General features: G+C 62.5%; 24 protein-coding genes. 19 read left to right on the forward strand and 5 right to left on the reverse strand.

Annotated elements, in window-relative coordinates:
* Positions 1-95: 95 nt before the first annotated feature.
* From V4T21_RS00375 to V4T21_RS00415, 9 genes are all read left to right on the forward strand, one after another.
* Positions 96-1616, forward strand: a complete 1521-nt coding sequence (locus V4T21_RS00375) for a methyl-accepting chemotaxis protein (protein WP_332711482.1) — start codon at positions 96-98, stop codon at positions 1614-1616.
* 54 nt (positions 1617-1670) lie between these two features.
* Entirely contained in the window at positions 1671-2513 is an 843-nt protein-coding gene (locus V4T21_RS00380) for a CheR family methyltransferase (protein WP_332711484.1), read from the forward strand.
* Positions 2510-3577: a protein-glutamate methylesterase/protein-glutamine glutaminase gene (locus tag V4T21_RS00385; protein ID WP_332711487.1), complete on the forward strand. Its 1068-nt coding sequence runs from the start codon at positions 2510-2512 to the stop codon at positions 3575-3577. Before V4T21_RS00380 ends, V4T21_RS00385 begins: the two co-directional genes overlap by 4 nt.
* Positions 3578-3745: 168 nt before the next feature.
* A complete protein-coding gene (locus V4T21_RS00390; RefSeq protein WP_332711490.1) occupies positions 3746-4135 on the forward strand; it encodes a response regulator in 390 nt (129 codons plus the stop codon).
* The gene (locus V4T21_RS00395) at positions 4135-4503 is read left to right on the forward strand and encodes a methylglyoxal synthase (RefSeq protein ID WP_332711493.1); all 369 of its coding nucleotides are present in this window, start codon (positions 4135-4137) and stop codon (positions 4501-4503) included. Before V4T21_RS00390 ends, V4T21_RS00395 begins: the two co-directional genes overlap by 1 nt.
* Before the next feature lie 90 nt (positions 4504-4593).
* Complete coding sequence (locus V4T21_RS00400; protein ID WP_332711496.1) at positions 4594-5379, forward strand: ABC transporter ATP-binding protein; 786 nt, start codon at positions 4594-4596, stop codon at positions 5377-5379.
* Positions 5376-6080 carry an ABC transporter ATP-binding protein gene (locus V4T21_RS00405; RefSeq protein ID WP_332711499.1) on the forward strand — a complete coding sequence of 235 codons (705 nt, stop codon included), beginning with the start codon at positions 5376-5378 and terminating at the stop codon, positions 6078-6080. Before V4T21_RS00400 ends, V4T21_RS00405 begins: the two co-directional genes overlap by 4 nt.
* A 9-nt stretch (positions 6081-6089) precedes the next feature.
* Positions 6090-7088, forward strand: a complete 999-nt coding sequence (locus V4T21_RS00410; RefSeq protein WP_332711501.1) for a branched-chain amino acid ABC transporter permease — start codon at positions 6090-6092, stop codon at positions 7086-7088.
* Positions 7085-8368 (forward strand): branched-chain amino acid ABC transporter permease, encoded by a 1284-nt coding sequence (locus V4T21_RS00415; protein ID WP_332711504.1) that lies wholly within the window; start codon positions 7085-7087, stop codon positions 8366-8368. The genes V4T21_RS00410 and V4T21_RS00415 overlap by 4 nt, the downstream gene beginning before the upstream one ends.
* Positions 8369-8448: 80 nt before the next feature.
* On the opposite strand, the gene V4T21_RS00420 is transcribed toward V4T21_RS00415, so the two are convergent.
* On the reverse strand, positions 8449-9657 hold the full coding sequence (locus V4T21_RS00420; protein WP_332711507.1) for an ABC transporter substrate-binding protein: 1209 nt from the start codon (positions 9655-9657) through the stop codon (positions 8449-8451).
* A 239-nt stretch (positions 9658-9896) separates the two neighbouring features.
* Between V4T21_RS00420 and V4T21_RS00425 the strand changes: the two genes are divergently transcribed.
* From V4T21_RS00425 to pyc, 4 genes are all read left to right on the forward strand, one after another.
* Positions 9897-10949 carry a glycine betaine ABC transporter substrate-binding protein gene (locus V4T21_RS00425; RefSeq protein ID WP_332711509.1) on the forward strand — a complete coding sequence of 351 codons (1053 nt, stop codon included), beginning with the start codon at positions 9897-9899 and terminating at the stop codon, positions 10947-10949.
* Between the two features lie 192 nt (positions 10950-11141).
* Complete coding sequence (locus tag V4T21_RS00430; protein WP_332711512.1) at positions 11142-12671, forward strand: putative bifunctional diguanylate cyclase/phosphodiesterase; 1530 nt, start codon at positions 11142-11144, stop codon at positions 12669-12671.
* Positions 12672-12819: 148 nt separating this feature from the next.
* Positions 12820-13242 (forward strand): protein tyrosine phosphatase family protein, encoded by a 423-nt coding sequence (locus V4T21_RS00435; protein WP_332711514.1) that lies wholly within the window; start codon positions 12820-12822, stop codon positions 13240-13242.
* Positions 13243-13393: 151 nt separating this feature from the next.
* A complete protein-coding gene (pyc, locus tag V4T21_RS00440; RefSeq protein WP_332711516.1) occupies positions 13394-16834 on the forward strand; it encodes a pyruvate carboxylase in 3441 nt (1146 codons plus the stop codon).
* A gap of 109 nt (positions 16835-16943) precedes the next feature.
* Here pyc and V4T21_RS00445 read toward each other — a convergent pair whose 3' ends face one another.
* Together V4T21_RS00445 and V4T21_RS00450 are read right to left on the reverse strand one after the other, a co-directional pair.
* Complete coding sequence (locus V4T21_RS00445; protein ID WP_332711520.1) at positions 16944-17105, reverse strand: DUF3309 family protein; 162 nt, start codon at positions 17103-17105, stop codon at positions 16944-16946.
* Positions 17106-17186: 81 nt separating this feature from the next.
* Complete coding sequence (locus V4T21_RS00450; protein WP_332711522.1) at positions 17187-17495, reverse strand: YkvA family protein; 309 nt, start codon at positions 17493-17495, stop codon at positions 17187-17189.
* 104 nt (positions 17496-17599) lie between these two features.
* Here V4T21_RS00450 and ispG point away from each other — a divergent pair, with 104 nt between their 5' ends.
* Positions 17600-18844 carry a flavodoxin-dependent (E)-4-hydroxy-3-methylbut-2-enyl-diphosphate synthase gene (gene ispG, locus V4T21_RS00455; RefSeq protein ID WP_332711525.1) on the forward strand — a complete coding sequence of 415 codons (1245 nt, stop codon included), beginning with the start codon at positions 17600-17602 and terminating at the stop codon, positions 18842-18844.
* On the forward strand, positions 18841-19233 hold the full coding sequence (locus V4T21_RS00460) for a hypothetical protein (protein WP_332711527.1): 393 nt from the start codon (positions 18841-18843) through the stop codon (positions 19231-19233). The genes ispG and V4T21_RS00460 overlap by 4 nt, the downstream gene beginning before the upstream one ends.
* Here the strand turns inward: V4T21_RS00460 and V4T21_RS00465 are convergent.
* A complete protein-coding gene (locus V4T21_RS00465; RefSeq protein ID WP_332711530.1) occupies positions 19230-19781 on the reverse strand; it encodes a GNAT family N-acetyltransferase in 552 nt (183 codons plus the stop codon). The two genes, V4T21_RS00460 and V4T21_RS00465, sit on opposite strands and share 4 nt — an antisense overlap.
* Before the next feature lie 2 nt (positions 19782-19783).
* Positions 19784-20674, reverse strand: a complete 891-nt coding sequence (locus V4T21_RS00470; RefSeq protein ID WP_332711533.1) for a polyprenyl synthetase family protein — start codon at positions 20672-20674, stop codon at positions 19784-19786.
* A gap of 114 nt (positions 20675-20788) precedes the next feature.
* On the opposite strand from V4T21_RS00470, the gene V4T21_RS00475 reads away from it, so the two are divergent.
* The 4 genes from V4T21_RS00475 (at position 20789) to V4T21_RS00490 (ending at position 23823) form a co-directional block, all read left to right on the forward strand.
* Positions 20789-21457: a transglycosylase domain-containing protein gene (locus tag V4T21_RS00475; RefSeq protein ID WP_440589610.1), complete on the forward strand. Its 669-nt coding sequence runs from the start codon at positions 20789-20791 to the stop codon at positions 21455-21457.
* Positions 21458-21614: 157 nt separating this feature from the next.
* Entirely contained in the window at positions 21615-21797 is a 183-nt protein-coding gene (gene rpmF, locus V4T21_RS00480) for a 50S ribosomal protein L32 (protein ID WP_309159801.1), read from the forward strand.
* 120 nt (positions 21798-21917) lie between these two features.
* Entirely contained in the window at positions 21918-23318 is a 1401-nt protein-coding gene (gene fumC, locus V4T21_RS00485; protein ID WP_332711545.1) for a class II fumarate hydratase, read from the forward strand.
* 100 nt (positions 23319-23418) lie between these two features.
* Entirely contained in the window at positions 23419-23823 is a 405-nt protein-coding gene (locus V4T21_RS00490) for a hypothetical protein (protein ID WP_440589600.1), read from the forward strand.
* Positions 23824-23841: the final 18 nt, after the last annotated feature.

Below are 23841 nucleotides of genomic sequence, written 5' to 3' on the forward strand. Positions count from 1 at the left end.
TTTCCAATGTCTTACCGACGCAGGTCCCCGCTCACCAAGCGTTAACCATACCCCCTTAGGGTGGCCAAAGATTTTCTCGCCAGAAGGTAAGTGGTTTGGCCCGCACCCGGCTCGTTTCCGCACTGCTTGCGCTGTGGTCCGCGACCGGGGCGGTCTGCATCTGGCTGGCCGTCAATTTTTCGGCGGCGTCCTGGTGGCCCCTCGCCGTCGCCGGCCTTTGGGCCGCGACGATCGTCGTGAGCTTTTTCGCCGCGCTCCTGGCCGATCGCGCGCAGCGGCGGGCGCTTTCGGCGCTGGGCGAGGCGGTCGGCAGCGGGCCGATCGGCAAGGCGACCGAAATCGAGCATATGCGGGCCATCACCGCCAATCTGTGCCAGAGGCTCGAGCGCGCCATGACCTATATGGCCGCTTTCGAAACGCTCGACCGGCCGGCCATGCTGGTGGATCGGGCCGGTGTCATCGTCAAGATGAGCAAGGGGCTCGCCGCGCTGGCTCCCGAATGCGCCGAAACCGACACCGCCGCAGCGCTTCTGGGCATTGAAATTGCCCCCCAGGACGATATCGCCACCCACGCCGTCACCCTGGCCGATCATCGTTTTGTGGCCACGCTTTCGCCCTTGGGCCACGATCGCTGGCTCATTGAACTTACAAGGCCGGGCCGGGTCGTCCCCGCCAATGTTCTGCTCGATCTTGGCGAGGCACTGGCAGGCGGCGACACGAGCTACAGGATCGGGCCGGACGCGGTGGCCGAAACCCATGAATTGGGCAGCATCAATATGGGGCTTGCCGCGCTCGATGCGGCTTTCGGCAGGCTCGATGCGCTGGCCGAGGGCGCGCCGGTCATCGAAGAGGGCGCCAATGACGGGCTTTCGACCCGGCTCAATGGTCTGGCCCGCCAGATGAGCGAACTCGACGCCGAACGCCAAGCCGCGCTCCATGGCCATGAGCGCACGCGTCAGCGGCTCGAAAAGGTCGGGGCGTTGGTCGAAATCTGCCGAAGCACGGCGCAGGTCCTGACCGCATCGGCCGCCGACGCGCGAACGCATCTCGAAAAGGCGCGCGGCGAGGTCGAAGCGGGGCGCGGGCTGGCCGGCAAGGCCGGCGAAGGCGCAACCGGCATAGCGGCTGAAATCGAGCAGGCGCGGGCCTCGGCCGAACAGACCCGAGGCCGCGTGGCGGCCGTCACTGAGCTGGTGACGCGGATCGATGCGCTTGTCGCCAGCATCGAGGACGTCTCGTTCCGGACCAATCTTCTGGCGCTCAACGCCGCCGTCGAAGCGGCGCGCGCAGGCGAAAAAGGCGCCGGGTTCGCCGTCGTCGCCAGCGAAGTGCGCGAACTGGCCCAGGCCAGCGCCCGCTCGTCCAGGGACATTCGCGCGCTGGTCAAATCGGGGCTCGGCGAAGTCGCAGCCAGTTCGTCGGCGGCCGAAGCGCTGGCCGAAACCATCGGCGCGGCTGGTGCCCATTTACGCAATTTAAGTGAGCAGACGGCCATGATCGGCACCAGTTTCGACCTTGCCGATACGGCACTCGGTGCAGCGCGGGGTGAGGTCGAGACGATCGACGATCGGGCGAAGCAACAAGCCGGTGCGCTGGCGCAACACATTGCCGGCTAGATCGGCAATCGGGTGTCAGGGAGTCGGAAAAGCATGGACAATGGCGAGTTTCGCTTGAGCGAAAGGGAATTCTCGCGCATCCGCGAACGGGTTTACACGATAGCCGGGATATCGCTTTCCGACGCCAAGCGAACCCTCGTCGTCTCCCGGCTCTCCAAGATCGTGCGCGCCCTGGGGCTGCCCGGTTTCGATGCCTATATCGACTATCTCGACATGCGCGGGCGCCCCGAGGACGATCAGGATTTCGTCAATGCGCTCACCACAAACCTCACGCGGTTCTTCCGCGAGGATCATCATTTCGAGCATTTGAGCACTTTCGTGGGCTCGCTCGTCGCCCGGCCGCGCCGGATGGGCAAGGGCGGGCGTCCGCGGTTGCGGATATGGTCGGCGGGTTGCTCGACCGGACAGGAACCCTATACGATCGCATTGAGCCTGCTTGCGGCCTACCCCGAGCTCAAGCGCTGGGACTTCCGGATTCTGGCCACCGACATCGATTCCAACGTCGTCGCAAGGGCGGCGACCGGGCTCTATCCGGCAAGCGAACTCAACGGATTGTCCGCCCAGCGCACCATGCTGTTCGAAAAGGCCGGGCCAGGCGAAATCCGCATCCCCGAGGAGGCGCGCGAACTGGTCGCCTTCAAGCTTTTGAATCTCATCGAGCCCTGGCCGGTCAGCGGGCCGTTCGACGCGATCTTCTGCCGTAACGTCGCCATCTATTTCGACAAGCCCACCCAGGGCACGCTGTTCGACAGGCTCGGTCAGGTCCTGGCTCCCGATGGTTTCCTCTATATCGGGCATTCGGAAAACCTGCAGGCCGTTTCCAAGGGTTTCAGGCTGGTGGGCAAGACGGTTTATCAGCGCAAGGCCGAGGCCGGCACGAGGGATGCAGCGGCATGAAATCCACCATCAAGGTTCTCGTCGTCGACGATTCCGCGCTGATCCGGGATGTGCTGAGCCGGATGCTGGCCACCGAGGGCGACATCGTCGTGGTCGGGACGGCTCAGGACCCGCTCGACGCCCGCGAAAAGATCAAGCAACTCAATCCCGACGTGGTGACGCTCGATATCGAAATGCCCAATATGAACGGGCTGGCCTTCCTGCAAAAAATCATGCGCCTGCGCCCCATGCCGGTGGTGATGGTTTCCACCCTCACCACCAAGGGCGCGTCCGAGACCATGCTGGCGCTGGAATTGGGGGCCGTCGATTTCGTCGCCAAGCCGGGTGCCGACATGGCCGGCGGGCTCGATGCGTTTGGGACCACGCTGCGCGAAAAGGTACGGTTGGCGGCCCATAGCGACGTTCAGGCTCGTGTCCACCGTACGCCTGCACCGGACCTGCCGCTCAAATCCGCAGCCGCGCCATCGGGGGCGCTGATCGCCATCGGCGCGTCCACGGGAGGCGTCGAAGCGATCCGGCAGGTCTTGTCAGCCATCCCGCCCGATTGCCCGCCGATCCTCATCGCCCAGCACATGCCCAAGGGCTTTACGACGCGTTTCGCCGCCCGGCTCGATGAATTGGTGCCGGTAAGGGTGGTCGAGGCGGCTGACCGTATGCCGCTCGTTAACGGCACCGCCTATGTTGCGCCCGGCGATTTTCATCTGCGCGTGGAAAAAACATCGGGCGAAATCAAGTGCCGGGTGACGCAGGACGACGCGACATCGGGGCATCGGCCCAGCGTCGACGTGCTGTTTTCCTCGGTCGCCAAGGTTGCCGGCGCCATGGGGGTAGCGGCGATCCTCACCGGCATGGGGCGCGACGGGGCGGCGGGGTTGAAATTCATCCGCGATGCCGGCGGTTTCACCATCGGGCAATCGCAAGGCTCGGCATTGGTCTATGGCATGCCCAAGGTCGCGTTCGAGATGGGGGCGGTCATCGAGGAAGCACCCGTCGAAAAGATCGCCGGACGGCTGGTCGCCGCTCTCCTCAAACTGAGAAAAACGCCGGGCGCGCAAACCGCGTGATGTGTCGGGCGCCGTTGATCGATTGAGGGAATGGTAACGCTTGTTGCCTAGTGTTTCTGGCGGTTGGCGGTCCCCCTTTGAGGGCGGGCGGCCGAAAAACGTTTCCCGGTTTCGGACGACGATTGGCGCAAACGTCGACGGACCTTGAGTTTATGAGCTGGAAAAACAATGCCAAAGGCAAGCGCAGTCAGCGTTCTGATCGTCGATGACCAGCAATCCATGCGGGGCATCTGCAAATACATCCTCACCCAGCTCGGGTTCAAGGACATCATCGAGGCCAAGTCGGGCCGCGATGCGCTGACCAAGCTCGAAAAGACCAATGTCGATCTGATCATTTCCGACTGGAACATGGACGATGTCGACGGGCTGACGCTTTTGAAGGTGATCCGCAAGCACCCGCGAACGCAGGGTATGCCCTTTATCATGGCCACGGGCCGCTCGGACAAGGAGCAGGTCAAGGAAGCCATCGAGTGCGGGGTCAACAATTACATCATCAAGCCCTTCGACGCCGCGACCATGAAAAAGCGCATCGAAGCGGTGATCGGCGCCCTGTCCTGATGGCAGCCAAGACCATCGGGCTTGTCGCCCATGACGAAAAAAAGGACGACATGGTCGCCTTCGCGCAGGCGCACAAGGAACGGCTGAGCCAGTTCAATCTGGTCGGTACTGGCACGACGGGCGGACGCGTGGCGCGCGAAACCGGACTGGCGGTCGAGGCGCTCAAGAGCGGACCATTGGGCGGGGATGCCCAGCTCGGCGCGATGATCGCCGAGGGGCGGCTCGACGCGCTGATCTTTTTCATCGATCCCATGAGCGCGCTGCCCCATGACGTCGACGTCAAGGCTCTGACGCGGCTGGCGACGCTCTATGACATCCCGGTCGCCTACAACAAGTCCACAGCCGATGCGGTGCTCTCCGTGCTTTGAGTTGACCGAAGGGGCGGCTTGTGAACAGATGCCGCGAAATTGGGCAGAACGGCATACTGCCCATCGACCAACAAGGGGCTATGGGAAAGCGTGGCGTTTGACGCGGTAATCGAGGTCCGCAGCGTATCAAAACGTTTTGGCGGGCTTTTGGCTGTCTCGAACTGTTCGCTCGAAGTCGAGCGCGGATCGATCACGGGGCTGATAGGGCCCAATGGGGCAGGCAAATCCACTTTATTCAATATGGTGGCGGGCAATTTCCCGCCCACCAGCGGCCAGATCGTTTTCGACGGCCAGGACATCACGGGGTTCAAGCCCCATGAATTGTTCGAGCTGGGCATGTTGCGCACCTTCCAGATTGCGCATGAATTTTCCCACATGACAGCGCTGGAAAACCTCATGATGGTGCCGGGCGACCAGCCGGGCGAAAGCCTCGCGACGCTCTGGTTCCAGCCGGGCAAGGTCGCAGCCCGCGAGGCCGAGGTACGGCAAAAGGCCACCGAGGTCATCGACTTCCTCAAACTCGGGCACGTCAAGAACGAATTGGCCGGCAATCTCTCGGGCGGGCAGAAGAAGCTCCTCGAGCTGGGCCGCACCATGATGGTCGACGCCAAGGTCGTCCTGCTCGACGAAGTGGCCGCCGGCGTCAACAAGACCCTGCTCAACGATCTGGCGTCCAACATCGAGCGCATGAACCGCGAATTGGGCTACACCTTCTTTGTCATCGAGCACGACATGGATCTGATCGCCCGGCTGTGCGATCCGGTAATCGTCATGGCGCAGGGGGAAGTCATCGCCAAGGGCAATATGGAAGAACTGCGCGCCAATCCGATGATTGTCGAAGCCTATTTCGGCGGACCGGTGGAGGCGCATCCATGAGCCTGATCGAACTCAAGAACCTCGTCGCCGGTTATGGCGGCGCGCCTATTCTCAACGGCGTCAACCTGGCCATCAACACCAGCGACATAGGGGTCATCGTCGGTCCCAATGGTGCGGGCAAATCGACGACGCTCAAGGCGATTTTCGGGCTACTCACGGTCACCGAAGGCACCGTCACCTTCGGGGGACAGGACGTCACCAATTCGGAGGCCGACCGCCTCGTGCCCATGGGGCTGAGCTTCGTGCCCCAGGAACACAACGTCTTCACCTCCATGTCGGTGCACGAAAACCTCGAAATGGGCGCGTTCGTGCGGCGTGACGACATCTCCGATACGCTCGACGAAGTTTATGAAATGTTCCCCGATCTCAAGGCCAAGCGCCGCCAGCCGGCGGGCGAGCTTTCGGGCGGGCAGCGCCAGATGGTGGCCATGGGCCGGGCGCTGATGAGTAAGCCTCGGCTGCTTATGCTCGACGAGCCTTCGGCCGGGCTTTCACCGCGCTACATGATGGAAATCTTCGAGCAGGTGGTCAAAATCAACGCCGCGGGCGTGGGTATCCTGATGGTCGAGCAGAACGCGCGTCAGGCGCTTGCCTTTGCGACCAAGGGGTTCGTGCTCACCAGCGGTCAGAACAGGTTCACTGGAACCGGGCAGGAACTGCTCGACGATCCGGAAGTGGCCAAGAGCTTTCTTGGGGGCTGATAAGCAGCGATGAACGACCTAATCTTCTTTATCAATCAGGCGGTTATCGGCGGGGTCGTGCTCGGCTCGGTTTATGCGCTGGGCGCGGTGGGCGTGACGCTGATCTTCGGCATCCTGCGGTTCGCCCATTTCGCGCATGGCGACATGATGACCATGGGCGCGTTCGTCACCTTCGTTCTGGCCAGCCTGCTGGCGGCGAGCGGGCTCGTCATGCCGTTGCCGACCGGGTTTGTCGTCGTGCCGATCGCGATGGTCATCGCGGCGGCGATCGCGCTGGGCATCGACAAGGGCTTTTATGCGCCGCTCCGGGCGCGTGGGGCCAAGCCGGTGACGCTGCTGATCGCCTCGATCGGCGTCACCATGATGATCCAAGGCCTTATCCGGCTGTTTTTCGGGGTCGGCACCTATTCCTTCTTCGATGCCGCACCCAAGGATATCTTCAGGATCGAATTGCCCATCGAAGGGGTGACGCGTCCGATCACCATCACCGAACCTCAGGTCCTGTTGGTGATCTCCACCATCGTTGCGGTGATCGCGCTGCACTATTTCCTCACCCGTTCGCGGCTGGGCAAGGCCATGCGCGCCATGGCCGACAACCCCGATCTGGCCAAGGTTTCGGGCATCAATACCAAGCTGGTCGTGCGGGTTACATGGGTGATCGCGGGCGCGCTCGCCTGCCTTGCGGGCACCATGCTTGCGCTCGACGTCTCGCTCAAGCCCGATCTGGCGTTCAACATCGTGCTGCCCATATTCGCCGCCGCCATCCTGGGCGGGCTGGGCCATGCCTATGGGGCGATCGCTGGCGGGTTCGTGCTCGGTTTTGCCGAAACGCTGGCCGTTTTCAACTGGTCGGTGCTGCTGCGCCCGTTCCGGGATGTGCTGTGGTTCGAAATCCCCGGCTCGCTGACGCTCGTGCAGTCGGAATATAAGCTCACCGTCGCCTTCGTCATTCTCGTCGTCGTCCTTCTCGTGCGGCCGACGGGGATCTTCAAGGGAGCCTCCACATGACCGCGCGCTATATCGGGCTTTTCGGAGCGCTCTTTGCGCTGATCGTCGTGGTCGCTACAATGATGGGTACGCCCTTTACGGTGCGCCTTTTGGTCGAAGCCTTCGCCTTTGCGCTGGTCGCCATGGGGCTCAATATCCAATGGGGTTTCGGGGGGCTGTTCAATTTCGGCATTCTGGGGATGCTGATGGTGGGCGGATTTGCCGTCACCTTCATCTCCTATCCCCTCAATATGAGTTTTTGGACCTCGGAAGGTCCGCTCTATCTGGGACGGACGCTGGTCGCGGCAGCGATCGGCGCGGTCCTGATCTTTTTCGCCCATCGCGTCCAGCGTCTGGGGATCACGGGAAAGTGGCGCGGAGCGGTCATTGTTGTGGCCTGGTTCATCGCCTATCTGATCTTCCGCAGCCAGATGGACCCGGCGGCCAATTACATCACCTCGACCGCTGGCTGGATCGGCGGGCTGGGCCTGCCCGTCCTCATCGGCTGGGCCTTCGGCGGCGTTCTGGCCGGATTGATCGGTTATCTCGTGGGCAAGGTCAGCCTGGGGCTGCGGGCCGATTACCTCGCCATCGCCACCATCGGCATCGCGGAAATCCTGCGCGCGGTGATCAAGAACCTCGAATGGCTGACGCGCGGTACGTTGACTGTTTCGCCCATTCGCTGGCCAGTCCCCAATCCGCAATATTATCAGGCGGCCGGAAACGATACGACAACGAGCTTCATTCTGGCGCGCGGCGGGTTCCTGGCCGTCGTGATCGTCGTCGTGCTGATCGCATTGTTCCTGATCCACAGGGCCTATCTGGGGCCTTGGGGGCGCATGATGCGCGCCATCCGCGACAACTATGTCGCCGCCGGATCGATGGGCAAGGACGTCACCGGCCGTCAGCTCGAGATCTTCGTTTTCGGCTCGGTGCTCATGGGCATCGGCGGGGCGATCCTCGTCTCGTTCGTCGGCATTTACGACCCCTCGAGCTATCAGCCGATCAACCACACCTTCATCATCTGGGTGATGCTGATCGTGGGCGGGGCGGGCAACAATTTCGGCGCGCTGTTCGGTGGCCTGTTCATCTATATCGTCTGGATGCTGTCCGAACCTCTGGCCCAGGCGCTGTTCGGCGGGCTGTCGGGTTTTTCATCCGATATGGGCTGGGGTGCCATTCCCGATATCGAAAGCCGGGCGGTGCAGATGCGCGTCTTCGTCATGGGTCTGATCGTTACCATCGCCCTGCGCTTCGCGCCTCAGGGGCTGCTGCCCGAGGTTCTCAGCCGCAAGGGTTGAGGTGTAAAACAAGTCGCCCATAACAAAAGGCCCGGGAGCAAAGTCCCGGGCCTTTCGGTTTCTATCGAACTTGCGTCCGCTTATTCGATGACGCCGATTTCGACGAACGCACCGTCCTGGATGGCCAGTTCGACGATGACGCCTTCAATATCACCGGCATCGTCGAAATCCAGAGTGCCGCCGGCGCCCTGATAGTCGATGTCGGTTCCGGCCGCGATCAGCTCCTTGGCCTTTTCCCACTCGCCCGGAAGGACGACTTCGCCGGGTGCCGAAGCGATCTCACGCAAGGCAGCCGAGAGGCCTTCACGATCGGCCGAACCGTTCTTTTGGATGGCCAGCGCCAGGAGGAAAGCCGCGTCGTAGGCCTGGGGCGCGTAGATGGCATCGGCGGCGATCCCGGCCTCGGTAGCCAGATCGCCAAAGACGGTTGCCGATTCACCCTCGAATGCGCCGGCGCGGGTAACGATCATGCCTTCGAGCGAGGCGGCATCCACGCCGGTGAACAGATCGTCGCCGACCATGCCGTCGCCGCCAACGAAGGTCAGGAAGTTGCCCGATTCCAGCGCCTGGCGCAGAAGGGTCTGTCCCGACGAGGAGGCATAGGCGAGAACGACGAGGGTTTCGCTGCCCGAGGAGGCAAGGTTGCCCAGTTCGGCGCGGTAGTCGGCCTTGAGGTCTTCATGGGCCAGATTGGCCGAGATGGAGCCGCCGCCCGCTTCATAGGCGGTAGTGAAAGCTTCGGCCAATCCCACGCCATAGTCGTTGTTGACGTAGGTCAGGGCAACGTCCTGGATGTCTTTCGACAGCAGCAACTGGGCGAGCTTTTCACCCTGGAAAGCGTCGGACGGGGTGGTGCGGAAGACCAGATCGTTGTCTTCGAGCGTAGTCAGCGACGGTGCGGTCGAGGCGGGCGAAACCATCACCACATTGCCCGGAATACCGGCAGACTGAGCGCCGCCGATGGTTTCACCGGTGCATAGGCCCCCGACGATTGCCGTAACGTTGTCGGTGTTGACCAGACGGTCGGCAGCGTTGGCGCCACCGGTGGCATCGCAGGCAGCATCGGCCGTGATCATCGAGAGCGTGTCGCCGTCGAGAATGCCGCCTTGCGCGTTGACCTGGTCGACCGCCAATTGGGCACCGGCCACGATGCCGGGCGCCATGGATTCGATCGGGCCGGTCAGCCCGCCCAGAAAGCCGATGGAAACGTCCTGCGAAAGCGCAGGGCTGGCTGCGGCGAGAACGCTCGCAGCGACCGCAAGGGTCAAAGACTTTTTGATGTGACGCATGATATCCCTCATTGTTTGGTCGTGCCGCGTCCGTTCCGTGCCGCGGATCGCGGTCTTTTCGGCTCGGACAGCCCAACTGGAACGGGCCCACTCGCTGAACCCTCCCATATGCTACCATTGCACAACAGGCTTTGCCGAGTCATCAGGTTTCAGAACGATTTTTCGTGCCCCGCCAGTTGCTTAACCGGAAGGGTTTTGCGAGTTTTTCGCGACCTCTCGAAAGGAGACCAGCCAGCCTCATGCGTATCGATGCTGCATATGTCCTCGTCATTGCGGCGGTGCTGGCGGCAACGCCTGCCCTGGCGCAATTTGAAGTGCTTGATCCGGTCGGCGCCGAGGACGAAGCGCCCTCTGCCGTCGAGGCGGCCGAACAGTCTCCATGCGGGGCCCAGGAGATCACCATTGCCGAAATGGGCTGGCCGTCCGCGGCGATCCTGGCCAATATCCATGCGACGATCCTGAGGGTGGAATTTAACTGCACGGTGCGGCTGGTGCCGGGCGAGCCCGAGGCGACGCTGTCGTCCATGGCGACCACCCAGCAACCGGCTGTGGCGCCCGAACTCTGGGTCTCCCGGCAGGCCGATGTCTGGAACGGGGCGATGCAGGCGGCAAGCGCGCGCGCCGCCGCGCCCACGTTTGCCGATGGTCCGCTGGAAGCCTGGTTCGTGCCGTCTTACGTCAAAGCCAACAACAACGGACTGGTGGGCACGGCCGACATCATGGACCATTGGCAGGTCTTTCTCGCCGAGGGCGAGGAGAAGGCGAAGCTGATGTCGTGTCCGGCCGATTGGGCCTGTTCGGTGATCAACAGGAACATGGCCGCTGGGCTCGGGCTCGATGAGCGCTTCGACGTCGTCGAGCCCGAGGACAGGTTCGCCATGGATGCCGCGCTGACCGATGCGGTTTCGCGCCGCGAGCCGGTCCTGGCCTATTATTGGCAACCCAACGCGCTGATCGACAGGCTCGATCTCGTTCCGCTCGATATGGGTGGCTTCGATCCGGGCAACGCCCAATGCATGGCGATCCGTGATTGCGTGCCGTTCGGTGGTTCGGGTTTTGCGCCCGATACCGTGGTGATCGCCACGGCCGAATGGGTGTTTGCCGATGCGCCCGATGTCGCCGACTATCTGGCCCGCGCTTCCATGCCCATTGCTGAAATGAACAGACTTCTGGCCTGGCAGATTGAACAGGAGGCCACTGCGGAAGCTGTGGCCCAGCATTTCCTCATCGCTTCGCGCGACATCTGGCAGGTGTGGATCGGCGCCGATGAGGCCGACGATATAGTCGAGTAACACTGCCGCAACCATAGGGCGTGCGCCCGTGAGGCTTGTCGCATACTTGTCATGAAATGAAGCGATAACGCTGGCGCGGGCGCAGTCTATACTTGGGTTACGCTATTGATCTTCTTAATTAAATTGGGAAGATTCACAAGGCGTTAAAGCGTGGCGAATAAGGTCCCCGCACCGAAACGGACCTCACCCCTTATGCGCACTGAACTCTCGCTGACGAACATTCTCACCGCCTATCGCGGGTCCGCAATGGCCTCGGGCCTGGCCGCGCTGGCGGTTATCGGGGCGTCGGGGGCCGGGCTGGTGAGCCTCGCCATGGGGCAGGAGCTTGCCCCCGTAGCGCTTCTGACCGCCGGGTTTTCGGGCATGGGGCTGATCCTCATTGTGTTCATGGGCTATTTTTCGCTGCGCCGCGCGCTGGTTATTGCCGAGGCGCGGCGGCGGGATTTGCTTGCCTCGCTCAACCGCGACTCCCTCACTGGGGTCTTCACGCGGAAATATTTCCTCGACCGGTTGCGCGAATTGGTGCGCCAGGCCGATCGGATGCCGGTTGCCTATGTCCAGATCGACATGGACCATCTCAAATCGATCAATGATGGCAATGGTCACGCGGCGGGAGACCAGGCGCTGGTGCGTCTGGTGCGGACCATCGAGGAACTGGTGCCCGGAGCGGTGATCGGGCGGCTGGGTGGCGATGAATTCGCTTTCGTTTTGTCGGGGATCAGCTCCAAGGCCGCGCTCAAACGCCTGGGCGATCGTCTGCTCGAGGAGCTCGATCGCCCGCGTCCGTTGGCCGGGCGCGACATGCGGCTTTCGGCAACGCTGGGCATCGCGATCGCTCCCGAGGATGCGGGCGATGCCGATACGCTGATCTCCAAGGCGGACCTAGCGCTCTACAAGGGCAAGAACAATGGGCGCGGCACCGTCGTCGCCTTCGAGCGCGAACTTCTGACCGAGGAGCGCTATCAGCGCTTCGTCGAACGCGAACTGCGCGCCGCGATCCTCATGGAAGAGCTTGAGCTTTATTATCAGCCCGTTCAGGCGGTGGATGGCACGCTGCGGTCGGTCGAGGCGCTGGTGCGCTGGCGCCATTCCGTGCGCGGCATGATTTCCCCGGCCGCCTTCGTTCCGATCGCCGAGCAGTCCGATCTCATTTCAAAGCTCGGCCAATGGGTGTTGCGCCGGGCCTGCGCCGATTTCCCGCGCCTTGGCGTGCCGGCGGTGGCGATCAATGTTTCGGCGGCCGAGCTGCGCAATCCTGATTATGCCGCCCATTTCGCCGAGGAGCTCGCCAATGCCGGCTTGCCGGGGGAAAAACTGATCGTCGAGATCACCGAAACGGTGCCGCTCCAGAAAAATTCTGCTGAGCGCAAGAACCTCGAATTTCTGCGTGCGCTGGGCGTGCGGATCGCCGTCGACGATTTCGGGGCCGGCCATGCGAGCTTGGGATATCTGCGCGATCTTTCCTTCGACATCTTGAAGATCGATCGGGCCTATGTGGCCGAGATCACCTCGCGGCCGGTCGATTCCATGATCGTTCAGTCGATCTGCCAGATCGCAGCCAGCCTGGGCGTCGTGGTTATCGCCGAAGGCGTTGAAACCCGTGAGCAGCATGCAGTTCTGGTCGAACTGGGCTGTACGGGGTTCCAGGGATATCTCCTGGGCCGGCCCGAGCCGCTCGATGCAATCGAAGCGCGCACGAGCCGCGCGATCGAGGCCGCCTAGCACGAACCGACAGCGTCTCCGTGTTGCGCGAAACGGGACTTGGCGTCTATAAGACGCAGACGCAAGCGTGCCTTGCGGGTTCGAGCGGTCGCCGTTTCGCAGAGAAATTGCCGACATGCCGGGCATTCTTGCTTGCTGGAGACAAGTTTTGGACATCAAAAAGATCAATGACCGCATGAGCGTTTCGGGACAGATCCAACCCGAGGACGTTCAAGCCATCAAACAGGCGGGTTTTGTTTCGATCATCAACAACCGCCCCGATGGCGAAGCGCCGGACCAGCCTTCGAGCGCCGCTATCGGCGAGGCGGCGCGTGCGGCAGGTCTTGGTTATTATGAAATTCCTATGGGCCGCGAGGGTGTGACGCCCGATCTGGTCGCCGCCACGCAGAATGCGCTCGACCAGAGCGATGGGCCGGTCTTCGCCTTCTGCCGTTCGGGTACGCGCTCGACCACGCTCTGGGCCCTGAGCCAGGCGGGCAAGGACAATGCCGATACGATCATCGATTCGGCGGCCAAGGCGGGCTATGACATGAACCATCTCGCCGCCCATCTGGACAAACCCCTGTCCTGATCTCTCGTTCGTGCCCATCGGTGGATGGGCGCATGAAACGGGACGATGATTTGCGCCGGGTGCATGTCCCGGCTTAGCGACGACGCATGCATATCGCCGGGGCTATTGGGTTCCGGCCGTTTTCGAGACAGATCAAGGGTGTTTTTCCTTCATGCCGATCAAGAAGATTCTCGTTGCCAACCGGTCCGAGATTGCCATCCGGGTGTTTCGGGCGGCCAATGAACTGGGGCTGAAAACCGTCGCCGTCTTTGCCGAGGAAGACAAGCTGGCGCTGCACCGGTTCAAGGCCGACGAGGCGTATCTGATCGGGCAGGGCAAGGGGCCGGTCGAAGCCTATCTCCAGATCGACGAATATATCCGCGTGGCGCGGATTTCGGGCGCCGACGCCATCCATCCCGGCTATGGGCTGCTCTCGGAAAGCCCCGAATTTGCCGATGCTTGCGCCGATGCGGGGATCATCTTCATCGGGCCCAAGGCCCAGACCATGCGCGATTTGGGCAACAAGGTCGCGGCGCGCAACATGGCGATCAAGGCCGGCGTGCCGGTGGTTCCGGCCACCGAACCGCTGCCCGACGATCTCGATGCTGTCGAGCGCATGGCCAATGAGATCGGCTATCCCCTGATGCTCAAGGCGAGCTGGGGCGGCGGCGGGCGCGGCATGCGGCGCATTACCGACCCCAAGCAGCTTCGCTCGGAGGTTTCCGAAGGCAAGCGCGAGGCCAAGGCGGCGTTCGGCAAGGACGAGATGTATCTCGAAAAGCTTGTCGAAAAGGCCCGCCACGTCGAGGTGCAGCTTTTGGGTGACGATCACGGCAATCTCGTACATCTGTTCGAGCGCGATTGCTCGGTGCAGCGGCGCAACCAGAAAGTGGTCGAGCGCGCCCCGGCGCCCTATCTCAACGACGAAACGCGTAAGGCCCTGACCGATGCGGCGCTGCGGCTGGGCAAGGCCGCCAACTATCGCTGCGCCGGCACCGTCGAATTCCTGATGGATGCCCAGACCGACCAATTCTACTTCATCGAGGTCAACCCGCGCATCCAGGTCGAGCACACGGTCACCGAGGAGGTGACCGGGATCGATATCGTCAAGGCGCAGATTCATGTGATGGACGGGGCGGTGATCGGCACGCCGGAATCGGGCGTTCCGGTTCAGCAAGACATCGAACTGCACGGCCACGCGCTGCAGTGCCGGGTGACCACCGAGGACCCTGAAGAAAACTTCATCCCCGATTATGGCCGCATCACCGCCTATCGCGGCGCGACCGGGTTCGGGGTGCGGCTCGATGGCGGCACCGCCTATTCGGGCGCGGTGATCACCCGCTATTACGACCCGCTGCTCGAAAAGGTCACCTGCTGGGCGCCGACGCCCGAGGAAGCCATTGCGCGCATGGACCGTGCCTTGCGTGAGTTCCGTATCCGCGGGGTGTCGACCAATCTGGCGTTCCTCGAAAACATCATCTCGCACCCCAAATTCCGCGACAACACCTATACCACGCGGTTCATCGACGAGACGCCCGATCTGTTCGACATCGAGCGGCGCAAGGACCGGGCGACCAAGCTTTTGACCTATATGGCCGACGTGACGGTCAACGGTCACCCTGAGGTGCGCGATCGGCCCCGGCCGCCGGCCAATGCCGCAGCGCCCGTGGTGCCGCAATATCCTTCGCTCCCCCGCCTTGACGGCAGCCGGCAGATTCTCGAGCGCGACGGCGCCAAGGGGCTTGCCGAGTGGATGAAGGCGCAAAACCGGGTGCTGTTCACCGACACGACGATGCGCGACGGGCACCAGAGCCTGCTGGCCACCCGCATGCGCAGCTTCGACATGGACAAGATCGCCAGCGCTTATTCGTGCGGCCTGCCCAACCTCTTTTCGCTCGAATGCTGGGGCGGCGCGACGTTCGACGTCTCCATGCGGTTCCTGAACGAAGACCCCTGGGAGCGCCTGACCAAAATCCGCGAGGGCGCGCCCAATATCCTGACGCAAATGCTGCTGCGTGGCGCCAATGGCGTGGGCTATACCAATTATCCCGATAATGTGGTGCAGTTCTTCGTGAAAAAGGCCGCCGAGGGCGGCATCGACATCTTCCGGGTGTTCGATTGCCTCAACTGGGTCGAGAACATGCGCGTCTCGATGGACGCGGTGATCGAAAGCGGCAAGGTGTGCGAGGGCGTCGTCTGCTACACCGGCGACATGCTGGACCCCGACCGGGCCAAGTACGATCTCAAATACTATATCGCCCTGGCTAAGGAACTTGAAGCGGCGGGCGCCCACGTTCTGGGCATCAAGGACATGGCCGGGCTGATGAAGCCGGCGGCGGCCAAAAAGCTCGTCGCGACGCTCAAGCAAGAAATCGGCCTCCCCATCCACTTCCACACTCACGATACCTCGGGGGCGGCGGCGGCCACGGTACTGGCGGCGTGCGAAGCCGGTGTCGATGCCGTGGACGCGGCAATGGATTCGTTTTCGGGCACCACTAGCCAGCCCACGCTCGGTTCGCTTGTGGCTGCGCTCAAGGGCGGAGAGCGCGATCCGGAACTCGATCCCAAGGCGATCCGCGAAATCTCGTTCTACTGGGAAGCGGTGCGCACGCAGTATCGGGCATTCGAATCCGATCTGAAAGGCGGGGCCTCGGAAGTTTATCTGCACGAAATGCCGGGCGGCCAGTTCACCAATCTCAAGGAACAGGCCCGCTCGATGGGGCTGGAAACCCGCTGGTACGAAGTCGCCCAGACCTATGCCGACGTCAACCGGATGTTCGGCGATATCGTCAAGGTGACCCCCTCGTCCAAGGTGGTGGGCGACATGGCGCTGGCCATGGTCTCGTCCAACCTCAGCCGGTCAGACGTCGAAAATCCCGACAAGGAAATCGCTTTCCCCGATTCGGTTGTCGGCTTCTTTGCCGGCGATCTCGGCCAGCCTCCCGGAGGGTTCCCCCAGGCGTTGCAAAAGAAGGTCTTGAAGGGCCGCACGCCGATGACCGAGCGCCCCGGTTCCTATCTCGCGCCCGCCGATCTCGAAGCCGAACGTAAGAAGGCCGAGGAAGCGACCGGGATCGAGATCGACGATTACCGGCTCGCCTCGTATCTGATGTACCCGAAAGTGTTCATCGAGTTCGCCAAGGCGCAGGATCTTTACGGGCCCACCGAAGTGCTACCCACCCCGGTCTATTTTTATGGCCTGGCACCCGCCGACGAGATCATGGTCGATCTCGAAAAGGGCAAGACCATGGTGGTGCAGTTCCTGGGCCAGTCGGAAACCGACGAGAAGGGCAGGGTCAAGGTGTTCTTCGATCTCAACGGCCAGCCGCGCACCGTCTCGGTGCCCGACCGGCTCAAGGCCGGCGAGATCGTTGCCCGCCCCAAGGCCGCACAGGACGACCCCAGGCAGGTCGGCGCGCCCATGCCCGGCGTGATCTCGACGCTGGCGGTGCAGGCCGGCCAGAAGGTCGAGGCCGGCGACGTGCTGCTTTCGATCGAAGCCATGAAGATGGAAACCGCGCTCCACGCCGAACTGGCCGGAACCGTCGCCGAAGTCCTCGTCAAACCCGGCGACCAGATCGATGCCAAGGACCTCCTCATCAGGCTCGAATGAGCCGGCCCAAAAGAAAAGGACGGTGCGGATAAATCCGGACCGTCCGAGATAGGGAGGAGATCAATCAGGAACCGGCCCGCGCCAAAGAGCGGGCCGATGGGTCAGTGTGTCAGGTAATGATGCCCATGAGCATCAGGATCAGCACCACAACCAGCACGACACCAAGAATGCCGGTGGGGCCATAACCCCAGGCGCGCGAATATCCCCATGTCGGCAGGGCGCCGATAAGAAGCAAAATCAGAATGATAATGAGAATTGTGGAAAGGCCCATTTTACAAATCCCTCACAGTGACCATCATGCGGCTATAAGTGCATCCAGCCGACAATGGTTCCCTTTACGGCCTTTCAAACGCTAAACCCGACGGGCGGTTCCATCGATGATGGGACCTTCACGCTCCGCCGGTGCGTTTCGTCCGGGAAGGCGCGAAACGATCCAGGAAACGACCAGCGGCACGATGATCACGTCATCGACAAGGCCCAGGATCGGGATCACATCGGGCAGGATATCGACCGGCCAGACGAGGTAGAGCGCGGCCAGGACGGTCGCGGCCTTGAGATAGAGCGGGGTGCTCGGGGCCCAGAAGGCTTTCCAGAGCAGGATCACTTCCTTGCGAAAGCGCAGGAAGCGAGGCAGCAGGAGGGAAGCGAAGCTCTTGGTCATGGAAAATAGATAGGAAAGGTCAAGCCGGGTTCAAGTCCGGGGCTGTAACGTTGCGCCGGTTGCCGGGAAGGCTTATGTGTGGCCCGCAAGGAAAGGGTTCCGTGATGGCAGGTCCAGCGCAGCGCAACAGAACGGTCGGGGTCGATGTCGGCGGGGTGACCGTGGGGGGCGGGGCGCCCATCGTCGTTCAGTCGATGACCAATACCGATACCGCCGATATCGAGGCGACGGTGGCCCAGGTGGCCGCCCTGGCGCGGGCCGGATCGGAGATCGTGCGCATCACTGTCGATCGCGACGAAGCGGCCGCCGCAGTGCCCTTTATCCGCGACCGGCTGATGCTGCGCGGCATCGACGTGCCGCTGGTCGGCGATTTCCACTATATCGGCCATAAGCTGTTGTCCGACCACCCCGCTTGCGCCGAAGCGCTTGCCAAATACCGCATCAATCCGGGCAATGTGGGTTTCAAGGACAAGCGCGACAAGCAATTCTCCCAAATGATCGAGATCGCCAACCGGTTCGACAAGCCGGTGCGGATCGGGGTCAATTGGGGGTCTCTCGACCAGGAATTGCTGACCGTGCTGATGGACGAAAACGCAGGCCGCGAGAACCCCTGGAGCGCGGCGCATGTGCAGCGCGAGGCGATCATCCGCTCGGCGATCCTTTCGGCCGAGCGCGCCGAGGAGCTGGGCATGGGGCGCGACAGGATCATCTTGTCCACCAAGGTGTCAGACGTGCAGCAATTGATTTCCGTCTATCAGGAACTGGCCGCGCGCTGCGATTACGCGCTTCATCTGGGGCTGACCGAAGCGGGCATGGGGTCCAAGGGCATCGTCGCGTCCTCGGCGGCGCTGGGCATCCTGCTCCAGCAGGGGATCGGCGACACCATCCGCATTTCATTGACCCCCGAGCCCGGCGGCGACCGCACGCTCGAGGTCAAGGTCGCCCAGGAATTGCTCCAGACCATGGGTTTCCGGCAGTTCGTTCCGGTGGTCGCGGCATGCCCCGGCTGTGGGCGGACCACGTCGACCACGTTCCAGACGCTGGCCAAGGAAATCCAGGACCATCTTTCGACCTCGATGCCTGAATGGCGCGAGAAATATCCTGGCGTCGAGGCGATGAGCGTGGCCGTCATGGGCTGCATCGTCAACGGGCCGGGGGAATCGAAACACGCCGATATCGGAATTTCCCTTCCCGGTACGGGCGAAACGCCTTCGGCCCCGGTGTTCGTCGAAGGCCAGAAGGTCGCGACGCTGAAGGGCGCCGACGTGGCCGATCAGTTCAAGCTGATGGTGGCCGACTATATCGAGAACCGGTTCGGAGCTGGACGCGCCAAGCCGGCAGCCGAATGAGCAGGCTCGTGCAACCGATCGTTTCCCGATCGGACGCCGTGGGTCGGGCAATCATGGCCCTCTGCGCGATTGCGGCGGCCTATGCGGCGTTGTCCACGCTCACGCCCGTCGCCCCGGAACTTGTCTGGCTTTCCACATGGCAGATGCTCGGTTTTGCGCTCTTTGCCGGCATGTTCGCACTCCTGGCGATCCGGCCCCGGCTTTCGGCAGGTGTTTGGGAGCTTTGCTTTCTCAACAAGGCAGGCCTGTTCATCGCCAGCCTTTTCGTTTCCGGGGCACCCGGTGCGACCGAAGCGGGATTGTTCGACGGGGTGCTCGCTGCGCTTATCGCTCTGGCCTATGGGCTGACCAAGGGCTGGCAAGCCTGGGGAAATCGTCCGCGCGCTTAAGCGTTGCGCGATGATGGGCGCACATAAACCGGCGTGTCGCCGCCCATATACTGCGCGGTGTGGCTGAACCGGTAGCCTAGCTTTTCTCCCACCCGGATCGAGCCGGTGTTGTCGGGATGGAAGATGCAAAAGGTGCCTTGGCTCTCGAAATTGGCGTCACCCCATTCCAGCGCCGCGCGGGCCGCCTCGGTCGCATAACCCTTGCCGTGATGATGGGGCATGAGGACCCAGCCGATTTCCGGCTCGCCCGAGACCGGGGGGACCATATCGCGCTTCAATTTTCCAAAGCCCACGTCGCCGACGACATCTCCGGTTTCCCGTTCGATCACGTGCCAGTAACCGAAGCCATACGCCGCCCAATGGCCGATATAGCGCAGCAGGCGCACCTGGGATTCCATTTCGGTCGAGGGCCGGCCGGTGATGAATTCGACCACCGCCGGATCGCTCCAGAGCCTGTGAACGCCATCGAAATCCTCGGGCCGATGACCGCGCAGGATCAGCCGCTCGGTTTCGAGCACCGGCACGGCGGGAAGCATTGGTGTCGGCACGCTCAATAGCTCCTCTGGGCGAAATGACCGATCAGGGCGCGCAGCGGGTCGGCTTTCGCATCGAATCCTTCGAGCGCGTGGAGCCCCTGTTCCACGGCGTGATCGAGTATCGCACGCGCGCCGGCCAGGCCGCGCAAGGCCACGATGGTGGATTTGTTCTGGACCACATCCTTGCCTGCCGTCTTACCGAGAGCGTCGGAGGTGGCGGTGACGTCGAGAATGTCGTCGGCGATCTGGAAGGCAAGGCCGGCCGAGGCGCTAAAGAGCACCAGTGCCGCGCGCTCCTCTTCGCCCGTTCGGCCCAGGATTGCCCCCATCTCGGCGCTGGCGCGGATCAGCGCGCCGGTCTTGCGCGCCTGCATCTGAAAAATGCCGTCCTCGTCGAGCGGGCTGGCTTCGCCCTCGATATCGAGCACCTGACCGCCCACCATGCCGGACGAACCGGCGGCAAGGGCGAGGGTGGCGACGAGATCGGCACGGATCGCGGGGTCCGCATGGGTGGCGGGATCGGAGAGGACGGCGAAGGCTTCGGTGAGCAGCGCGTCGCCGGCCAGAATGGCCAGGGCCGGATCGAACGCCTTCCACACCGTGGGCTTGCCGCGCCGCAATTCGTCATTGTCCATGTCGGGCAAATCGTCATGGATCAGCGAATAGCAATGGATCATTTCAAGTGCCGCGCCAGCGGCAAGGCTTGCTTGCGGCGTTACGCCGAACAGGCCAGCCGACAGCCGCACGAGGAAGGGGCGCAGGCGCTTGCCGCCACCGAGCGCGCCATGGCGCATGGCGGCGAGGAGGCGCGGCGGGCTCCCGGTCCGCTCCAGCCTCTCGGCAAGAAAGGCCTCGATCTGCGTGGCGCAAACGGAAAGTTCGGTCTCGAAATCATATTCGCTCATAGCAGGGTTTGCTAAAGCCTCTTGCTCCATTCTACAAGCGCGGGCGGCGCGATGGACGAGAAAGGGCTGGGCGTGGCCGGGCGCAGAAAACGCAGTTGGAAATTCTGGTTGGCCATGCCGCTGATGCTGGTTGCGGCGCTCATCGCCATTCCGCTGGTCCTGGTGCCGCTCTATTGGGTGGTGCCGCCGGTTTCGACCCTCATGGTCTCCCGCTATGTCACCGGCCAGCCCGTCACACGGGTCTGGCGCGATATCGACGAGATTTCCGATCGGCTCAAGACCGCGGTGGTCCTTTCGGAAGATGGCCAGTTCTGTTCCCATCACGGCGTCGATGTCGCTGCGCTGCGGGCCGAGATCGACAATTTCCTCGCTGGACAAGAGGCGCGCGGGGCTTCGACCATCACCATGCAGGTGGCGCGCAATCTGTTCCTTTGGAACGGCCGATCGGTGGTGCGCAAGGTGCTCGAAGTGCCGCTGGCCATCTATATCGATCTGGTCCTGCCCAAGCGCCGGATCATGGAAATCTATCTCAATATCGCCGAATGGGGGCCCGATGGGCAGTTCGGTGTCGAGGCGGGAGCTCAGGCTGCGTTCGGGACGAGCGCGGAAAATTTCACCTGGCAGCGGGCCGCACTCCTCACGGTTACTCTCCCCAATCCCCATGTGCGGCGCCCTGGCCATCCGACGGCGGGGCTGACCAGCGTGGCGGGAATTGTCGAGGCTCGGGCGCGGCGGTTTTCCTCCAATGCGTCCTGCCTTTTCAATGGGCCGCCAGCGCTATGAGATGTGACGATTTTCGTATGCCCAAGACTAGCCAAGCGCTTGCCGATCCTGTATAGAGCGGCCCAATCCGAACACGGTATGACGGTTTCAGCGTGACCGGCGCGGTAGGACCTCTTTGTCCCTCGTGGGTTGCGCGGCAAGAATGGAGTAGATGGAAATGGCAGTTCCCAAGAGGAAGACGACGCCGATGAAGCGCGGTTTCCGCCGCTCGGCCGACGCGCTCAAGGCCGCAGCTTATGTCGAGGACAAGGACAGCGGCGAGCTTCGCCGTCCGCACCATGTCGACCTCAAGTCGGGCATGTATCGCGGCCGTCAGATTCTCGAGCCCAAGAGCAACTAACGCTTTTGAGCTTCGCGCTTAGACCAAAGCGCCATTGACGGGTTCGCTCGTCGAGATTACGGCCAGTCCTTGAAAAGGGGCTGGCCTTTTTGTTTGCCCGCCATCGCACGGAGGATTTTGATGAGCACGCGGACCGAAACCGACTCGATGGGCCCGATCGAGGTCGATAACGAGAAATATTACGGTGCCCAGACCGCGCGTTCACTCCAGAATTTCGATATCGGTGGCGAAAAGATGCCGATCGAGATCGTCCACGCTTTCGGGATCCTCAAAAAGGCGGCCGCCATCACCAATACCGGGCTCGGCCTTATGGACGAGACGACGCGCGATTTGATCGTTGCGGCAGCCGACGAGGTGATCGCCGGCAAGCTCGACGGCCATTTTCCCCTGGTGGTCTGGCAGACCGGGTCCGGCACCCAATCCAACATGAACGTCAACGAGGTGATCAGTAACCGCGCCATCGAGATGGCCGGTGGCGAGATGGGCAGCAAGAAGCCTGTTCACCCCAATGACCACGTCAATATGAGCCAGTCGTCCAACGACACCTATCCCACCGCTATGCACATCGCGGCGGTGACGGCGGTGGAAGATCGGCTGTTCCCAAAGGTCAGGCTGTTGCGCGATACGCTGGCGAAAAAGTCGCAAGAGTTCATGGACGTGGTCAAGATCGGCCGCACCCATCTCCAGGACGCGACGCCCCTGACGCTGGGCCAAGAAATTTCGGGCTGGGTGGCCCAGATCGATCTGGCGCTCAAGGCGGTCGAGGCGACGCTTCCCCAATTGCGTGAGCTGGCGCTGGGCGGCACGGCGGTGGGGACCGGGCTCAACACTCATCCCGATTACGCGGTGACTGTCGCCGAGGAAATCTCGCGGCTTTCCGGCCATCAATTCGTGACCGCCCCCAACAAATTCGCCGTTCTGGCGGGCCATGATGCCTTCGTCGGCGCTTCGGGCGCCCTCAAGCAGCTTGCGGCGGCGCTCATGAAGATCGCCAATGACGTGCGCTGGCTGGCCTCCGGCCCCCGCTCGGGCCTGGGCGAAATCACCATTCCGGAAAACGAGCCCGGCTCGTCGATCATGCCGGGCAAGGTCAATCCGACCCAGTCCGAGGCCATGACCATGGTCGTGGCGCAGGTGATGGGCAATGACGCGACCATCGGGTTCGCCGCCTCGCAGGGCAATTTCGAGCTCAACGTCTTCAAACCCGTCATCGCCTATAATTTCATCCAGTCGGTACGGCTCCTCGCCGACGCGGCGAAATCTTTCAACGACAATTGCGCCGTGGGCATCGAACCCGATCGCAAGAAGATCACCGAGCATCTGAACAATTCGCTGATGCTGGTCACCGCGCTCAACCGCAGGATCGGCTACGACAACGCGGCCAAGATCGCCAAGACCGCGCATAAGAACGGCACGACACTGCGCGAGGAGGCCATCAATCTGGGGCTTCTGACGGGCGAGGAATTCGATGCCGAAGTGCGGCCCGAAAAAATGGTTGGGCCGCTGCCCGCCAGGAAATAAGGCAGTAGGGCCGGTTGCGACCGGCCCTTTTTTCTGGCCAACGCACAGCGAATAGGGCAGTCTTTTGCCCATGCCGAACCCCGAAAGATCGAGACCTGCCATGTTCGTTCCGCCACTTCTGGCGCTGCCTCTTGTCGTCTATAACATCATGGCGCTGTTCGGCTTTTCAAACGGGGAGGCCTGGGCGGCCCCGATCGCGACGATCACCATGGTGTCCGGTGGCGTCTGGGATTTGACCGTCGGCGATATCTTCATCGTCGTCTCGCTCGTCTTGCTGTTCGGCGAAATCCTGAAGGCCACCCGGTTCGGCAATGCCTCGGTGGTCGATCACATGCTTTCGACGCTGGTCTTTGTTATCTGCCTCGTCGAATTCCTGCTGGTGGGGTATGCGGCGACCTCGGTGTTCTTCATCCTGATGGTCATGGCGCTGATCGACGTGATCGCCGGCTTTACCGTCTCCATCCGCGCGGCGGCGCGCGACGTCCAGTTCGGTGGCGTCCAATAGTTTAGGGTACCTGTTTTT

Source organism: Pelagibacterium mangrovi (assembly GCF_036662815.1).
GTDB lineage: Bacteria > Pseudomonadota > Alphaproteobacteria > Rhizobiales > Devosiaceae > Pelagibacterium > Pelagibacterium mangrovi.

What these genes read in the sequence shown, in the direction of transcription:
- V4T21_RS00385 (WP_332711487.1), top strand. Translation starts at nt 2,510, where the DNA reads ATGAAATCCACCATCAAGGTTCTCGTCGTCGACGATTCCGCGCTGATC.
- V4T21_RS00415 (WP_332711504.1), top strand. Translation starts at nt 7,085, where the DNA reads ATGACCGCGCGCTATATCGGGCTTTTCGGAGCGCTCTTTGCGCTGATC.
- ispG (WP_332711525.1), top strand. Translation starts at nt 17,600, where the DNA reads ATGGCAGGTCCAGCGCAGCGCAACAGAACGGTCGGGGTCGATGTCGGC.
- V4T21_RS00390 (WP_332711490.1), top strand. Translation starts at nt 3,746, where the DNA reads ATGCCAAAGGCAAGCGCAGTCAGCGTTCTGATCGTCGATGACCAGCAA.
- V4T21_RS00460 (WP_332711527.1), top strand. Translation starts at nt 18,841, where the DNA reads ATGAGCAGGCTCGTGCAACCGATCGTTTCCCGATCGGACGCCGTGGGT.
- pyc (WP_332711516.1), top strand. Translation starts at nt 13,394, where the DNA reads ATGCCGATCAAGAAGATTCTCGTTGCCAACCGGTCCGAGATTGCCATC.
- V4T21_RS00395 (WP_332711493.1), top strand. Translation starts at nt 4,135, where the DNA reads ATGGCAGCCAAGACCATCGGGCTTGTCGCCCATGACGAAAAAAAGGAC.
- V4T21_RS00470 (WP_332711533.1), bottom strand. Translation starts at nt 20,674, where the DNA reads ATGAGCGAATATGATTTCGAGACCGAACTTTCCGTTTGCGCCACGCAG.
- V4T21_RS00420 (WP_332711507.1), bottom strand. Translation starts at nt 9,657, where the DNA reads ATGCGTCACATCAAAAAGTCTTTGACCCTTGCGGTCGCTGCGAGCGTT.
- V4T21_RS00450 (WP_332711522.1), bottom strand. Translation starts at nt 17,495, where the DNA reads ATGACCAAGAGCTTCGCTTCCCTCCTGCTGCCTCGCTTCCTGCGCTTT.
- rpmF (WP_309159801.1), top strand. Translation starts at nt 21,615, where the DNA reads ATGGCAGTTCCCAAGAGGAAGACGACGCCGATGAAGCGCGGTTTCCGC.
- V4T21_RS00410 (WP_332711501.1), top strand. Translation starts at nt 6,090, where the DNA reads ATGAACGACCTAATCTTCTTTATCAATCAGGCGGTTATCGGCGGGGTC.
- V4T21_RS00445 (WP_332711520.1), bottom strand. Translation starts at nt 17,105, where the DNA reads ATGGGCCTTTCCACAATTCTCATTATCATTCTGATTTTGCTTCTTATC.
- V4T21_RS00425 (WP_332711509.1), top strand. Translation starts at nt 9,897, where the DNA reads ATGCGTATCGATGCTGCATATGTCCTCGTCATTGCGGCGGTGCTGGCG.
- V4T21_RS00490 (WP_440589600.1), top strand. Translation starts at nt 23,419, where the DNA reads ATGTTCGTTCCGCCACTTCTGGCGCTGCCTCTTGTCGTCTATAACATC.
- V4T21_RS00430 (WP_332711512.1), top strand. Translation starts at nt 11,142, where the DNA reads ATGCGCACTGAACTCTCGCTGACGAACATTCTCACCGCCTATCGCGGG.
- V4T21_RS00405 (WP_332711499.1), top strand. Translation starts at nt 5,376, where the DNA reads ATGAGCCTGATCGAACTCAAGAACCTCGTCGCCGGTTATGGCGGCGCG.
- fumC (WP_332711545.1), top strand. Translation starts at nt 21,918, where the DNA reads ATGAGCACGCGGACCGAAACCGACTCGATGGGCCCGATCGAGGTCGAT.
- V4T21_RS00475 (WP_440589610.1), top strand. Translation starts at nt 20,789, where the DNA reads ATGCCGCTGATGCTGGTTGCGGCGCTCATCGCCATTCCGCTGGTCCTG.